At 74.1% G+C, this 14,897-nt stretch carries 13 protein-coding genes and 1 pseudogene; 8 read left to right on the forward strand and 6 right to left on the reverse strand.

The features are described 5' to 3' along the window. The first annotated feature begins 66 nt into the window (after nt 1-66). Nucleotides 67-846, forward strand: a complete 780-nt coding sequence (locus tag ACH414_RS26035; RefSeq protein WP_382548107.1) for a polyprenol monophosphomannose synthase — start codon at nt 67-69, stop codon at nt 844-846. A gap of 46 nt (nt 847-892) precedes the next feature. Further along, nucleotides 893-1,486, forward strand: coding sequence for an FxsA family membrane protein (gene fxsA / locus ACH414_RS26040; RefSeq protein ID WP_398943524.1), 594 nt, complete (start codon nt 893-895; stop codon nt 1,484-1,486). A 196-nt stretch (nt 1,487-1,682) separates the two neighbouring features. Here fxsA and ACH414_RS26045 read toward each other — a convergent pair whose 3' ends face one another. From ACH414_RS26045 to ACH414_RS26060, 4 genes and pseudogenes are all read right to left on the reverse strand, one after another. Beyond that, nucleotides 1,683-2,057 (reverse strand): RNA polymerase-binding protein RbpA, encoded by a 375-nt coding sequence (locus ACH414_RS26045; RefSeq protein ID WP_026278069.1) that lies wholly within the window; start codon nt 2,055-2,057, stop codon nt 1,683-1,685. A 255-nt stretch (nt 2,058-2,312) separates the two neighbouring features. Further along, nucleotides 2,313-3,725, reverse strand: a complete 1,413-nt coding sequence (locus ACH414_RS26050; RefSeq protein WP_398943525.1) for an MFS transporter — start codon at nt 3,723-3,725, stop codon at nt 2,313-2,315. Between the two features lie 49 nt (nt 3,726-3,774). Beyond that, a complete protein-coding gene (locus tag ACH414_RS26055) occupies nt 3,775-4,539 on the reverse strand; it encodes a glycerophosphodiester phosphodiesterase family protein (protein ID WP_382548101.1) in 765 nt (254 codons plus the stop codon). Nucleotides 4,540-4,751: 212 nt separating this feature from the next. Continuing rightward, a pseudogene (locus ACH414_RS26060) lies at nt 4,752-5,372 on the reverse strand (YitT family protein); the annotation flags it as partial. A 114-nt stretch (nt 5,373-5,486) separates the two neighbouring features. Between ACH414_RS26060 and ACH414_RS26065 the strand changes: the two are divergent. Continuing rightward, a complete protein-coding gene (locus tag ACH414_RS26065) occupies nt 5,487-6,986 on the forward strand; it encodes a PLP-dependent aminotransferase family protein (protein WP_382548099.1) in 1,500 nt (499 codons plus the stop codon). 148 nt (nt 6,987-7,134) lie between these two features. On the opposite strand, the gene ACH414_RS26070 is transcribed toward ACH414_RS26065, so the two are convergent. Next, nucleotides 7,135-8,772, reverse strand: a complete 1,638-nt coding sequence (locus tag ACH414_RS26070; protein ID WP_382548097.1) for a hypothetical protein — start codon at nt 8,770-8,772, stop codon at nt 7,135-7,137. Between the two features lie 37 nt (nt 8,773-8,809). Then, nucleotides 8,810-9,004, reverse strand: coding sequence for a hypothetical protein (locus ACH414_RS26075; protein WP_046907412.1), 195 nt, complete (start codon nt 9,002-9,004; stop codon nt 8,810-8,812). Between the two features lie 294 nt (nt 9,005-9,298). Between ACH414_RS26075 and ACH414_RS26080 the strand changes: the two genes are divergently transcribed. From ACH414_RS26080 to ACH414_RS26100, 5 genes are all read left to right on the forward strand, one after another. Next, entirely contained in the window at nt 9,299-9,697 is a 399-nt protein-coding gene (locus ACH414_RS26080; protein ID WP_382548095.1) for an ankyrin repeat domain-containing protein, read from the forward strand. A 243-nt stretch (nt 9,698-9,940) separates the two neighbouring features. Further along, nucleotides 9,941-11,362 carry a HEAT repeat domain-containing protein gene (locus ACH414_RS26085; protein WP_382548093.1) on the forward strand — a complete coding sequence of 474 codons (1,422 nt, stop codon included), beginning with the start codon at nt 9,941-9,943 and terminating at the stop codon, nt 11,360-11,362. Between the two features lie 261 nt (nt 11,363-11,623). Next, nucleotides 11,624-12,757, forward strand: a complete 1,134-nt coding sequence (locus tag ACH414_RS26090) for a glycosyltransferase family 4 protein (RefSeq protein ID WP_382548091.1) — start codon at nt 11,624-11,626, stop codon at nt 12,755-12,757. Nucleotides 12,758-12,816: 59 nt separating this feature from the next. Then, on the forward strand, nt 12,817-13,950 hold the full coding sequence (locus ACH414_RS26095; RefSeq protein WP_398943568.1) for a glycosyltransferase: 1,134 nt from the start codon (nt 12,817-12,819) through the stop codon (nt 13,948-13,950). Continuing rightward, the gene (locus ACH414_RS26100) at nt 13,947-14,897 is read left to right on the forward strand and encodes an SGNH/GDSL hydrolase family protein (protein ID WP_398943528.1); all 951 of its coding nucleotides are present in this window, start codon (nt 13,947-13,949) and stop codon (nt 14,895-14,897) included. Before ACH414_RS26095 ends, ACH414_RS26100 begins: the two co-directional genes overlap by 4 nt.

Genomic DNA, 14,897 nt, shown 5'->3' on the forward strand with positions numbered 1-14,897 from the left:
ATCCCGCACCCCGTGCGCCAGGCTCGCTATGGTGGTGGCCTCGCGCATGTATCCGAAGGGGCAGTAGTGAACGACGGTGGCCAGAGGCGTTACGGCCCGCTCGGCAAGGCCTTGGTGATCATTCCGACCTACAACGAGGCGGAGAACATCAAGCCGATCGTCGCGCGGGTGCGGGAGGCCGTACCCGAGGCGCACATCCTCGTCGCCGACGACAACAGCCCCGACGGCACGGGCAAGTTCGCCGACGAGATCGCCGCCGAGGACGAGCACGTGCACGTGATGCACCGCAAGGGCAAGGAGGGGCTCGGCGCCGCCTACCTGGCGGGCTTCCGCTGGGGCATCGAGCACGGCTACGACGTCCTCGTCGAGATGGACGCCGACGGCTCCCACCAGCCCGAGGAGCTGCCCCGGCTGCTCACCGCCCTCAAGGGCGCCGACCTGGTGCTCGGCTCCCGCTGGGTGCCCGGCGGCCGGATCGTGAACTGGCCCAAGTCCCGCGAGTTCATCTCCCGCGGCGGCAGCCTCTACTCCCGCGTCATGCTCGACGTGCCGATCCGCGACGTCACCGGCGGCTACCGGGCCTTCCGCAAGGAGACCCTGGAGGGCCTGGGCCTGGAGAACGTCGCCTCGGCGGGCTACTGCTTCCAGGTCGACCTGGCGCGCCGCGCGGTCGCCGCCGGCTTCCATGTCGTCGAGGTGCCGATCACCTTCGTCGAGCGCGAGATCGGCGACTCAAAGATGAGCCGGAACATCGTCGTCGAGGCGCTGTGGCGGGTCACCGGCTGGGGCATCAGCGCCCGCGCGCAGAAGGTCGGCAAGCTGCTCGGCCGCAGGTCCGCGAGCTGATCTCGCCTTTACGACGTTCCTGCGGGCCGCCAGGCACACTGGGGGCATGACGACCGGCGCATCGCCTTCTCTCGCCCCCAAGCGCTCCCGTGCGCGTACGTTCCTGCCGCCGGCCATCGCGGTCTGGCTGGTCCTGGAGATCTGGCTGCTCACGGTGGTCGCGAACGCGTTCGGCGGCCTCACCGTCCTGCTGCTGCTCATCGGCGGCGCCGTGCTCGGTGCCACCGTGATCAAGCGGGCGGGGCGGCGTGCCTTCGCCAACCTCACCGGGACCTTCCAGCAGGCCCAGGAGGCCGCCCGCACCGGCGCGGTGCCCACGGCGGCCGACCGGGCCGGCGCGGAGGACCGCAACGGCTTCCTGATGCTCGGCGGGCTGCTCCTGATGATCCCCGGCCTGATCTCGGACGTGGCCGGACTGCTCCTGCTGATCCCGCCGGTGCGCTCGGCGCTCGGGCGGTACACGGAGAAGGCCGTGGAGCGCCGGATGGGCGCCGCCCCGCAGGGAAGCCTCCAGGACGCCTTCCAGCAGGCCCGTATCCGCCGCCCGGACGGGAAGGTCGTCCAGGGCGAGGTCATCCGCGAGGACGCGCCCCAGGGGCCTCGGGAGCCTCAGGGTCCCCGGCCGCCGCTGATGCCGTGAGCGCCTGACGCCGGCGCCTGAGGCGTCACGTGCGAGGGCCGCACCGCCTGGACCGTCTCGTGCGGGCGCCGCACCGCCTGGACCGTCACGTGCGAGCGGTGGCGAGCGGCGCGGAGACACCGAAACGCCGAGGGGCCCGGTACACGAATCGTGTACCGGGCCCCTCGGCGTTTCTCTCAGGCCGTGCGGCCGTCCGTCAGGCGGACTTCCGGCTGTCGCGCGGATGCACGGCGATGTTCATGGCGCCGGACCGAAGGACGGCCAGCCGCTCGGCCAGCACCTCCTCCAGCTCCTCGCGGGTACGCCGCTCCATGAGCATGTCCCAGTGCGTACGCGCCGGCTTGCCCTTCTTCTCCTCGGGGCCGTCCCCGTCCACCAGAAGAGCCTGGCTTCCGCAGACCTTGCACTCCCACTCCGGCGGAATCTCCGCCTCGACCGAGAAGGGCATCTCGAAACGATGGCCCTTCTCGCATGCGTACTCCACCGCCTGGCGCGGGGCCAGATCGATGCCGCGGTCGGTCTCGTAGCTGGTCACCACGAGGCGCGTGCCGCGAAGAGCTCGCTCACTCATGAATCGTGCCTCCCGGGCTTGTCGCCCACAGGACAGGTGTCGCTGTCGTCGTCATCCGGTCAACGTCCGGTCGGCGGTAAAGATTCCCGTTCCGGGTCATGCGTCGCCCGTCGTGCCGCCCCTTGTTCTACCCACCAGTGCCCGTTTTGTCACATCTGGCAGGAGATGTCACTCAACGTCTTCACCAAGTCAGCACGCAGTAACGGTCCGCCTGGCAGGCCAAAGGCGTACACTACCGGCCTTTCACTTCCGCGTCTAAATCCGGTCCGGTACGGGGTTGCCCGCGGCGGCCACGGCGCGCCGCACCGGGACCCTCGCGAGCAGCACGAAGCCGACGCCGAAGAAGATCACCAGAGAGATGATGGCATCCCGATAGCTTCCGGTCAGCTGATACGCGAGACCGAACACCAACGGCCCCAACCAGCTCAGCCCCCGGTCGCTCATCTCGTACGCCGAGAAGTACTCCGCCTCCTTGCCGCGCGGCACCAGATGGGAGAACAGCGAGCGCGACAGCGCCTGGCTGCCGCCCAGCACCAGACCGATCGCCGCCGCGAGGCAGTAGAAGAACGCGGGCGCGTCGGCCGGCAGGAAGTATCCCGCCGCCAGGATCGCCGTCCACACGGCGAGCGAGCCCAGGATCGTCCGCTTCGCCCCGTACGAACGCGCCATCCGGCCCATGCCGAGCGCTCCCGCGACGGCCAGCACCTGGACCAGCAGCACCGCCGTGATCAGCGTCGTCTGGTCGAGTCCCAGCTCCTCCGAGCCGTACACGGACGCCTGCGAGATGACCGTCTGCACGCCGTCGTTGTAGATCAGGTACGCGAGCAGGAACGAGAGCGTCAGCGGGTGGCGGCGCATGTCCCGCAGGGTCGCCTTCAGCTGCTTCCAGCCACTGCCGACCGCCCCCTCCTCGGCGCCGCCGTGGCCGGTCCGCTCGATCGCCCGGTCGCGCAGCCGCCGCAGCGGCACCAGGGTGAAGGCGCCCCACCAGAGCCCCGCCGAGGCGAGGCAGATGCGCACCGCGGTCCCCTCCGAGAGGCCGAAGGAGTCGTGGCCCGAGTACACGACCAGGTTCAGGACGAGGACCAGCGCCCCCGAGGTGTAGCCGAAGGCCCAGCCCCGCGAGGAGACCGTGTCACGCTCCTCGGGCTCGGCGATCTGCGGCAGATACGCGTTGTAGAGCACCATCGAGACCGACAGCGAGGCGTTCGCCACGATCAGCAGGAAGGCCCCCAGCAGATAGCGCTCGCCGTCCAGGAAGAACATCCCGGTCGTGGCCGTCGCGCCCAGGTACGCCGAGGCCGCGAGCAGCGGCTTCTTCCGCCCCGAACGGTCCGCCACCGCTCCCACCAGCGGCATCGCGAGCACCGCGACGACGATCGAGGCGGACACGGCGTACGCGAAGAGGGAGCCGGCCCGCACCGGCACGCCCAGAGGATGCACGAACCCCTCCGGGTCCGCCGCCGCCTTGGCGACCGAGGTGAGGTACGGCCCCAGGAACACCGTCAGGACGCTCGTCGAGTACACCGAGCAGGCGAAGTCGTAGAAGTACCAGCCTCGCTGCTCCCGCTTGCGCTCGGCCCGGCCGGCCGGATCTGCCGGATCTGCCGGGCCGGCGGGATCGGCGCCCTGGCCGTCCGGCTGCCCGGTGGTGTCGACGTCGGTCAAGGCCGCGCCCCCTCGTTCTTCCCCGTGTTCCGCGTGGTGGTACGCGCGCTCAGACCCACAGTCCGCGGTCCGTCAGGACTCCGCGCAGCGTCTCCAGATGATCGGTCATGATTCCGTCCACGCCAAGGTCCAGCAGGGAGTGCATCCGCTCCGGCTCGTTCACCGTCCACACGTGGACCTGGAGCCCGCGGGCGTGCGCCTCGCGCACGAAGCGCCGGTCCACCACCGGAAGGCCGGCCTGCCGCTCGGGCACCTGGGCCGCCACGGCGCCCGCGCGCAGCGCCGCCGGGATGCCCAGCGACCGCAGCCGCAGGCCGAGGACCCCCTTCACCCCGTACGAGGTGGCCAGCCGCGGACCGGCGAGCCGCTGCGCCCGCGCGATCCGGCCCTCCGTGAACGAGCCCACGCAGATCCGGTCCCAGGCGTCGGTCCGGGAGATCAGGTCCACCAGCGGTTCGAGGGCGGACTCGGCCTTCAGGTCCACGTTCCAGCGCGCCTCGGGGAACTCCTCGAGCAGCTCCTCGAAGAGCGGCAGCGGCTCCTTGCCCGCCACCCGCGCCTCCCGGACCGCCGCCCACGGCAGATCGGCGATCCGGCCACCGGTGTCCGTCACCCGGTCCAGGGTCGAGTCGTGGAAGGCGACCAGGACACCGTCCGCGGTCGTGTGCACGTCGGTCTCGAAGTAGCGGTAGCCGGCCGCCGTGGCGCGCCGGAACGCGGCCGCGGTGTTCTCCAGACCGTCCGCCGTGCCGCCGCGGTGGGCGAAGGGGAGGGGAGCCGGGTGGTCGAGGTAGGGGTGGCGTACGCGAGTCACCGCCGCAGTATGGCGTGTCAGTGCGTCGGGGAGGTGACGGGGCCGGATCGGGCGGGCCGCGGATCGGATTCGGAATCCTGGACGGGGGATCCCACCTTCCGGGTAGGGGATCCCGTCCCCTGGCCATGGGATCCGATCTCCTGGCCACGGGATCCGATCTCCTGGATATTGGATCCGAGCTCCTGGATATTGGATCCGAGCTCCTGGATATCGGATCCGGCCGCCTCCTCCGGAATCGCGAAGCGCCGCAGGAAGAACTGCGCGAGCGGGCCGATGCACAGGGCGTACAGGATCGTGCCGACGCCGACCGAGCCGCCGAGGGCGAAACCGCTGGCGACCACGGCGATCTCGATCGCGGTGCGGACCAGCCGGATCGAGCGCCCGGTCAGCCGGTGCAGGCCCGTCATCAGCCCGTCGCGCGGGCCGGGGCCCAGGCGCGCCGCGATGTAGAGGCCGGTGGCCACGCCGTTGAGCACGATGCCGAGCACCATCAGGGCGATCCCGGCGGGCAGGCCGTCCATGTCCGGGACCAGGGCGAGGGTGCCGTCCATCGCGAGGCCGACGGCGAAGACGTTGGAGACCGTGCCGAGCCCGGGCCGCTGCCGGATCGGGATCCACAGCAGGAGCACGATCGCCCCGACGATGATGGACACGACCCCGATGGTCAGACCGGTCCGCTCGGCGAGACCCTGGTGGAGGACGCCCCAGGGCTCCAGACCGAGCCCGCCGCGCACGAGCAGCGCCGAGCTGATCCCGTACAGCGCGAGACCGGCGTAGAGCTGCACGAGCCGGCGGGTCAGATGCCGGCCGCGGAGGCCGGAGGCGATGGACACAGGACTGCCCCCTCAGTGGTGACCTGGGTGGTCGTGGTGGACTGGCTCATGACACTCTGTGGCGGGGGTACATACGCCAACCATGGCCAATTCGCGGAAGGTGGACTGATTTCCATGGCCCAGTGGACTTCGGCGGTGGGGCCTGCCCAGCTCGCCCGGCAGCTCCAGGCCCAGCAGGCGCGGCCCGCCGTGCCCGGCGTCCGCAAGCCGCCCGCCTACCGCGCCCTCGCCGACGGCATCCGCCTCCTCGTCCTGGAGGGCCGCGTCCCGGTCGCCGCCCGGCTGCCCGCCGAGCGCGAACTCGCCGTCGCCCTGACCGTGAGCCGCACCACCGTCGCCGCCGCCTACGAGGCGCTGCGCACCGAGGGCTTCCTGGAGTCCCGGCGCGGCGCCGGAAGCTGGACGGCGGTCCCGGCCGGCAACCCGCTGCCCGCGCGCGGACTCGAACCGCTGCCCCCGGAGTCGCTCGGCTCCATGATCGACCTGGGCTGCGCGGCACTGCCCGCCCCCGAGCCCTGGCTCACCCGGTCCATCCAGGGCGCCCTGGAGGAGCTGCCGCCGTACGCGCACACCCACGGGGACTACCCGGCCGGTCTGCCCGCCCTGCGCCAGATGCTCGCCGACCGGTACACGGAGCGGGGCATCCCGACCATGCCCGAGCAGATCATGGTCACCACCGGCGCCATGGGAGCCATCGACGCGATCTGCCACCTCTTCGCCGGCCGCGGCGAGCGGATCGCCGTCGAGTCCCCCTCGTACGCCAACATCCTCCAGCTGATGCGGGAGGCGGGGGCCCGGCTCGTGCCCGTCGCGATGGCCGAGGGGCTCGGCGGCTGGGACCTGGGCCGCTGGCGCCAGGTGCTGCGGGACGCGGCGCCCCGTCTCGCCTATGTCGTCGCCGACTTCCACAACCCCACCGGCGCCCTCGCCGACGAGGACCAGCGGCGGCAGCTGGTCGAGGCGGCGCGTTCGGCCGGCACGGTCCTCGTGGTCGACGAGACGATGACCGAGCTCTTCCTCGACGAGGACCTGACGATGCCGCGGCGGGTCTGCGCCTTCGACCCGGCCGGGGCCACCGTCCTGACCGTCGGCTCGGCGAGCAAGGCGTTCTGGGCGGGCATGCGGATCGGCTGGGTGCGGGCCTCGCCGGACGTGATCCGCTCCCTCGTCGCCGCCCGCGCCTACGCGGACCTCGGCACCCCGGTCCTGGAGCAGCTCGGCGTGAACTGGCTGATGCGCACCGGCGGCTGGGAGGAGGCCGTCGGTCTGCGCAGGGCCCAGGCCCGCGAGAACCGCGACGCCCTGGTGACGGCCGTGCGCAGGGAGCTGCCGGACTGGGAGTTCGAGGTGCCCCGCGGCGGCTTGACCCTGTGGGTGCGCACCGGCGGCCTGTCGGGCTCGCGCCTCGCGGAGGTCGGCGAGCGCGTCGGCGTCCGGGTCCCGTCGGGACCGCGCTTCGGGGTGGACGGCGCCTTCGAGGGGTACGTCCGGCTCCCGTTCACCGTCGGCGGCCCGGTGGCCGAGGAGGCCGCCGCCCGCCTGGCCGCCGCCGCCCGCCTGGTGGAGTCGGGCGCGGGGGCCGGGGTCGAGGCGCCGCGCTCCTTCGTGGCGTAGGACCTCTCCGGCTCTCCGGGGCGCCGGGACACGCGAGAGGGCGGCCGCACCTGCACGGGTGCGGCCGCCCTCTTCGGCGCAACGGAGGCCTCGGCCGGGCGGGGGGCCTTCGTGTCGAGGCGCGCCCTTCGCCAGGGATCCCGGGTGCTCAGCCCTCCGCCGGGACGGGCGACGGCAGGGCGGTGGTGCCGGGGCCCTTGCGGAGCGTCGGCGCCGTGTCGGCGTCCACGTCGGGGTCCGGGGCCGAACCCGGAGCCGGCTGGACCGCCGCCGTGGTGGCCGTCTGGCGCTCCGGGAGCAGCTCCAGGACCGCCTGGCGGTGTGCCTCGCTGGTCGCGTCGTCGAACGGGTCGGGCGTCGCGGGCACCTGGAGCCGCAGCACCGGGCCCGTACCGAGGCGGGCGTAGCCGCGGCCCGGCGGCATGTCGGGGACCGGCGTGGTGTGCGGCAGGCTGCCCAGGACCGAGGCGATCTGCTCGGCGGAGGCCGGGCCCAGCACGATCCGGGCCCTGGTGTGCGTCCGTACCGTCTCGGCGAGCGCCTCCACGCTGTCGAACTGCTCGGCCACCACGACCGTGACCTGGGCTGCGCGGCCGTGCCGCAGCGGCACCTGGAGCAGTTCCTGCGGGTCGGGGCGGCCGTCGGCGGCTGCCAGGTGGCCGAGGACGCTCGGCCGGTCGAGCAGGATCCACAGCGGGCGCCGGGTGTCCTCGGGCACCGGGTGGCCCGCCTGACGGGCCCGGTTGGCGGCGATCAGCCGGCGCTCGGTCTCGTGCGCGGCCCATTCCAGGCTCGTCAGGGCGCCCGAGAGCCCGCACTCGACGGCGAGCACCCCGGCCCGGCCGACCAGGCAGGCGAACTCTCCGGTGCCGCCGCCCTCGATGACCAGCACATCGCCGTGGGGGAGGGCCTGGAGGGCGATCGAGCGCAGCAGCGAGGTGGTGCCGCTGCCGGGCTGTCCGACGGCCAGCAGGTGCGGTTCGGTGGAGCGGGGGCCGGTGCGCCAGACCACGGCGGGCGCGTCCTCGGTGCCGTCGGCCGCCCGGACCGGCACGGTCCGCTGTACGGCGTCGGCGTCGGTGAAGCCGAGCACGGTCTCGCCGGGCACGGTGACGAAGTGCTGGGCGGCGATGGTGGTGGGGAGTGCGGACAGCACGTGCATCGTCAGCCGGTTGCCCTCCTCGTCCCACTCGAAGAGGTACTCGCGGCCCCGGCCCGACTTGGCGTGCAGCAGCTGCTCGATGCGCGCGCGGGCGGCGGGCTCGCCGTCGGTGAAGTACGGGGGGTAGGAGATGCTCAGCCGGCTCAGCCGGCCGTCGTCGTCGAAGGCGTAGTCCGAGAAGGCGGCGCTCCAGTCCCCGCCGTGGGCGAAGAGCGGCTCCGGGTCCTCGGGGAGCGAGAGATACGGCACCAGGGCCTCGTAGAGGCCCTTGAGCCGGGCGACCTCGTTGTCGTCGGGCCCGGTCTTGACGACCGGGCGCTCTCGTCCCTGCCAGGCGGCCGCGCCCATGAGCGCGACGAGCGCGAGCAGCGGGCCGTACGGCAGGAAGGCGACGACCAGGACGCAGGCCGCGACCAGGAACAGCAGGGGACCGCGCCGCTCCTTGGGGGTCGCGGCCCACTTGGCGCGCGCGGTCGCGGCCAGCTTCCGCAGACCACGGGAGATCGTGATCAGCGGATGGAGCACGTCGGTGGCGCTGTCGGCGGCCGTGCGCGCGATCTCTCGACTGCGAGCGATCTGGGCGCTGCCGCTGCTCAGAATGCGGGGGAGTGGTCGCCGGGCCACGTCGTACTCCTGGAGTGGTGGGATTGGCTGGGGGACGTCAGAACTTGATCCCGCCCAGAAGGCTGGCGAGGCTCTGGCCGCCCGCGGTGATGCTCGGGGCGATGGCGGTGCCTGCCAGATAGAAGCCGAAGAGCGCGCTGACGAGGGCGTGCGACGCCTTCATGCCGTCCTTCTTGAAGAACAGGAAGCAGATGATGCCGAGCAGGACGACGCCTGAAATGGACAGGATCATGAGGTGTTCTCCTGGTTGAGGGGACAGTCACGATGAGTCCTTCCAAGTTCACGGCAAGTATCTATATGACTAAAGGTGCATATGGGTGAATTGCTGGCGTTTTCACTTGACCGGCGTAGGGGCGGCTCCCTTTCGGGTGGCGAAAAGTCCGGAGCGCGCTAAAAGGGAGCGCGCTGCGAGTGATCTTTGCCTCGGTGAGGCGCGGTCATGTCGCCGACCGGGCAGTACCCTGTCGATTCACTCGTACGGCCGCGCTTGCCGTGCGCAGGTCAAGCAGGAGAGGCAGGCACCACGATGAGCGAGAACGAGACCCCGGACCCCGAGGTCGTCGAGCTGGCTTCCAAGGTCTTCGACCTGGCCCGCGCCGGCGACGCGGCGGCGCTGGCGGCCTATCTCGACGCCGGGGTCCCGGCGAACCTCACCAACGACAAGGGCGACACCCTCGTCATGCTCGCCGCCTACCACGGGCACGCCGACGCGGTCGCCGCCCTCCTCGCCCGCGGCGCCGACGCCGACCGCGCCAACGACCGTGGCCAGACCCCGCTCGCCGGCGCCGTCTTCAAGGGCGAGGACGCGGTCGTCCGCGCCCTCCTGGCCGGCGGGGCGAATCCGGAAGCCGGGACTCCGTCCGCCGTGGACACCGCTCGGATGTTCCAGAAGACCGAGCTCCTGGAACTCTTCGGCATCCGGTGAACACGGGCTGAACCCCAGGTGAGAGCAGCGTCGTAAATGTGGTCGCGGTGGCGAAATGGGTGGGTCATCATGACGACGGGCCCGCAGGGGGCCACCGACGAGAGGCAGAGGAAGATGGTCACTGGCAAGCGCAGGACGACGGGCGGCCCGACATGTTGCCGCACGGCCTAGGCGATCAGCCTGCCCCGGGTCATCCCGGGATTCCCCCCGGTCGTGTCGACAGCTTGATGTGAGGCGTCTTCCATGTTCGATCCAGTCATAGCGCCGAGCGGCACCCTGCTCGGCCTGTTGCAGAGGGGCCGCGGCGACGGCACCCTGCACGCGCTCGCCGCGCCACGTGCCGAGGCCCTCGCGGCCCTCAACAGCTGTGTTCTCGAGGACCCCCGCCATGACTGGCAGGTCGAGAACCGCTCCCTCTACTACGCACGTCTCTATCTCGACCTCCACGGAGGTCTGGAGGAGATCGAGGCGCACCTCTTCGGTGCCGAGGACCACCTCGACACGGAAGAGGGCAGGACCGGGCTCGCGCTCGCCGTCCTGGGGCACCTCGCCTCCTACGGGCGCCGGGACGCCCTGCTGCTCCTGCGGCGCTACGCCGCCGCCGGGACCAACTGGGCCTGGGCCCTGGACGAGCTCGCGCTGCGCGACGACGACGCCGGCCTGCGCTCCCTCGCCCTGCCCGTGCTCGCCCGCTTCCCGGCCGACGCCGAGGGCGAGGCCGCGCTCGCGGCCACCGTCCGCGACGCCTTCGAACCGCGGCCCTGGCGCCTGTGGGCCGAGGATCCGCGGCCCTCCGTCGGCGCCCGGATCAAGGCCGCGGGCGAACAGGGCTCCTTCGACCGCTGGCAGCGCCAGCTCCGCCCCACCGGGCCGCGCCCCGGCTGGAGCGTCCAGGCTGTCCTCGACTGGGCCCAGGAGGGCCTGGAGCGCGGCGCCGAACTGCACGGGCCCGCCGCCCGCTGCCTCGTCGCCGTCGCCGGTCCCGAGGACCGCGAGCTGATCCTCGCCACTGCCCGCAGCGGCCCCGACGGCGCCCGCTGCGCCGCACTGCACTATCTCGCCGAGGCCCGGGACCCCGCCGTCCTCGACCTCGTCGAGCTCGCCGCCGGCGGGGCCTCCCGCACCGTCGCCGACGCGGCCGTCGCCGCCTTCGAGCGGATGTGCGGCGAAGCCGCCGTCGACCGCGCCCGCGGCTGGATCCACCGCCCCGACGCGCTCGGCGCGGCCGCGGCCGGCATGCTCGCCTTCCGCGGTGGCACCCAGGACTCCCCCCTCGTCCTCGGCGCCCTCCGCGAGACCGTGCGCTCCCAGGGCCCCGACGCGGCCGCCCTCTACCCCCTGGTCGACGGCGCCGGCCGGCTCGGCATCGGCTGCGCGGCCCCCGTGCTGCGCCACGTCTACCGCGAGACGGCCTCCTCCCAGCTGCGCGGCCGCACCGCCCGTGCCCTCGCCGCCACCGACCCCACCTTCGCGAACGGCTTCGCCGTCGAGTGCCTGTGGGACTGCGAGGAGACCACCCGCGAGCTCGCCGCCCTCCACGCGGAGACGGCCGATGCCCGGGTCGCCGAGCGCCTGCGCAGGCTCGCCGCCGACCCCGCCGAGGAGGCCGAGGTCCAGACGGCGGTGCGCAACCGGATAGGTCCCGATCTCGACCTGCAGGTCTGAGCGCCGCCGCCATACGCGCGGGGCGGGTTTGAGCGCCGCGGTACGCGCGGGGCGGGTCTGAGCGCCGCCGCCATACCCGCCGGGCGGGCCTGAGCGCCCTCCGTACGCGCGGGGCTGGTCTGAGCGCCCTCCGCACGGGGGTGGCCGAAACGGCCACCCCCGTCGCTCTTGGCGGCGCCCGGGGCAAACGCTCATGGGACGTTCCCCGCCCGTCCAGATCCACTTTGACGGGGACACGCCGAGCGGGACGACAACTCCCGTATGCGTGTCGTCATCGTCACCGAGTCCTTCCCGCCCGACGTCAACGGTGTGGCGCACTGCGCCCAGCAGACCGCGCTCCACCTCGTCCGCCGCGGCCACGACCCCCTCGTCGTCGCCCCCGCCCTCACCGGCGCCCTCGCGGCCACGGGCCCGGACGCCGACGCGCCCTGCCCCGTCGTCCGCGTACCCTCGCTGCCGCTGCCCGGCTATCCGCAGGTACGGGTCGCCCTCCCCAGCCGCCGGGTCGCCGCCGCGCTCGCCGCGCACCGAGCCGAGATCGTCCACCTGGCCGGCCCCTTCGTCCTCGGCGCGCGGGGCATGACGGCCGCGGCCCGGCTCGGACTGCCCGCCGTCGCCGTCTACCAGACCGACCTCGCCGGATACGCCCGCACCTACGTGGGCACGGGCGAGGCCGCCGCCTGGCGCCGGCTCCGCGCGGTGCACGGCGCCGCCGACCGCACCCTCGCGCCGTCCACCGCCGCCGTACGGGACCTGGAGGCGCACGGGATCGGCCGGATACGCCTGTGGCGGCGCGGGGTCGACACCGGGCGCTTCCGGCCCGGGCTGCGCGACGAGGACCTGCGGCGTTCCCTCGCGCCCGCCGGCGAGACGCTCGTCGGCTACGTCGGACGCCTCGCCCCCGAGAAGCGCGTCGACCTCCTCGCCGGGGTCTGCGGGCTGCCCGGCGTCCGGGTCGTGATCGTCGGCGACGGGCCCAGCGAGCCGGGCCTGCGGGCCGCGCTGCCCGGCGCCGTCTTCCTCGGCCGCCGCACCGGCGCCGACCTGGCCCGGATCTTCGCCTCGCTCGACGTGTTCGCCCACACCGGCCCGTACGAGACCTTCTGCCAGACCGTCCAGGAGGCCATGGCCGCCGGTGTCCCCGTGGTCGCACCCGCCGCCGGCGGCCCCCTCGACCTCGTCGACCACCGCCGCACCGGACTGCTCGTCCCGCCCGAGGACCCCGGGGCGCTGCGCGAGGCCGTCGCCGCGTTCGCCGCCGCACCCGCCCTGCGCGCCGTGTACGGCAGAGCCGGTCGGGCCGCCGTCGAGGGGCGCACCTGGGCGGCCGTCGGCGACGAGCTGATCGGCCACTACCGCGAGGTGCTGCGGGAGCGCACGGCGGTGGCGGCGTGAGCGGGACGGTACGGGGCGCCCGCGCGGAGGGCGGCCGTCCCCTCGACCCGGGGCGGCCGCTGCGGATCGTCCGGCTCGCCAACTTCGTCACCCCCACATCGGGCGGCCTGCGCACCGCCCTGGACCAGCTGGGACGCGGCTACCGCGCCGCCGGGCACTCACCCGTCCTCGTCGTCCCGGGCGACGTGGCGAGCGACCACGAGACCGCGCAGGGCCGGGTGATCACCCTGCCCGGGCCCGTCGTCCCCGGCACCGGCGGCTACCGGGTGCTCGTCGACCGGCGCCGACTGCGCCGGCTCCTGGACGCGCTCGCCCCCGACCGTCTGGAGGTATCCGACCGGACCACCCTGCGCTGGACCGGGGAGTGGGCACGCCGGGCCAGGGTGCCGTCCGTCATGGTCTCCCACGAGACGGCCGACGGGGTGCTCCGCACCTGGGGCGTCCCCGAGGCGGCCGCCGCCCGCGCGGCCGACCGGCTCAACCGCCGCACCGCGTGGGCCTACTCCCGGATCGTGTGCACCACGGAGTGGGCCGAGCGGGAGTTCGTACGGATCGGGGCACGCAACGTCGTCCGTGCCCCGCTCGGCGTGGACCTGGACCGCTGCCGGCCCGGCCGCCGCAGCACCGTGCTGCGGGCCCGGCACGCCGACGGCGAACGGGTGCTGCTCGCCCTGTGCTCCCGGCTCTCCGTCGAGAAGCGTCCCGGCGCGGCCCTCGACACCCTCGCCGTCCTGCGCGCCCGGGGGGTCCGCGCCGCCCTCGTCGTCGCGGGCGACGGTCCCCTGCGCCCCGCCCTGGAGCGCCGTGCCGGTCAAGCGCGCCTCCCCGTGCGCTTCCTCGGCCATGTCGCCGACCCCGAGGCCCTTGCCGACCTGCAGGCCTCGGCGGACCTCTGTCTGGCCCCCGGCCCCGCCGAGACCTTCGGGCTCGCGGCCCTCGAAGCCCTCGCCTGCGGCACCCCCGTCGTCTGCAGCGCCTCCTCCGCGCTGCCGGAGGTCGTCGCCGACGCCGGCGCCTGTGCCGCCGACGACCCCGCCGCCTTCGCCCGCGCGGTGCGCACGGTGCTCGCCCAGCCCGAGGCGTCGCGGCGCGCGGCGGCCCGCGCCCGCGCGGAGCTGTTCTCCTGGGAGCGCGCCACCGCCGCCTTCCTGGCCGCACACGACGTCGCCGCGCGGCAGGGGGCGCCGAGATGACCGCGCTCGCGGGCACGGACCCCGGACCGGTGCCCCGCTCGGGCACGGACCCCGGGCCGGCGCCCGCGCCCGGAGGCGCCCCCGCGCGGGGGCCCGTCCGATTCGTCGTCCTCGGGGACTCCCTCAGCGAGGGCGTCGGCGACCGGGTCGACGGCCGGTGGCGGGGCTGGGCCGCGCTGCTCGCCGAAGGGCTCGGGGCCGATGCCGGCGCCACCGCGTTCACGAACCTCGCCGAGAGCGGAGCGCAGAGCCGCGAGGTCGCCGAGCGGCAGCTGCCCGCCGCGCTCACCCTGCGGCCGCAGCTCGCGTCCGTCGTCGTCGGCGTCAACGACACCCTGCGCCGCACCTTCGACATCGGGCACCTCGCCCGCCGCCTGGACCGGGTCTGCGCCGAGCTGACCGCCGCCGGAGCCGTCCTGCTCACCGCCTGCCTGCCCGATCCCGGCCTGATGCTGGGGCTGCCCGCTCCGCTCGCCCGCCCGCTGGCCCGGCGCCAGCGTTCCGTGAACGGCGTCGTCCACGCCCTCTCCGCCCGCTACGACGCCGTCCACCTGCACCTGGACGCCCCCGCGTGGACCGCGGACCGTTCCCTGTGGAGCGCCGACCGGCTGCACCCGGGCGAACGCGGCCACCGCGCCATCGCCGCCGCCTTCCACCGGCTCCTGCACGCCCGCGGCCTCGCCGACGGACCGGCGCCCTCGCCCGAGCCCGAACAGGCGCCGCCCGGCCGCGGGGACGCGGCGCTCTGGCTCGCCACCGCCGGGACCGCCTGGGTGCTGCGCCGCTGCCACGACCTGCTGCCCCAGCTGCTCCTGCTGGCCGCCGCCGAACTGCGCCACGCGGCCACCGGGACCCGCGCCGTGCTCGACGCCCGCGCGGAGCGGGACCTGACCGCCTCGCTCGGCCTGCTGCTGAGCGCCCCGGACGGCCCCCGCCCGCCACAATGA

The sequence above is a fragment of the Streptomyces sp. NPDC020422 genome, from assembly GCF_044386705.1.
Taxonomy (GTDB): domain Bacteria; phylum Actinomycetota; class Actinomycetes; order Streptomycetales; family Streptomycetaceae; genus Streptomyces.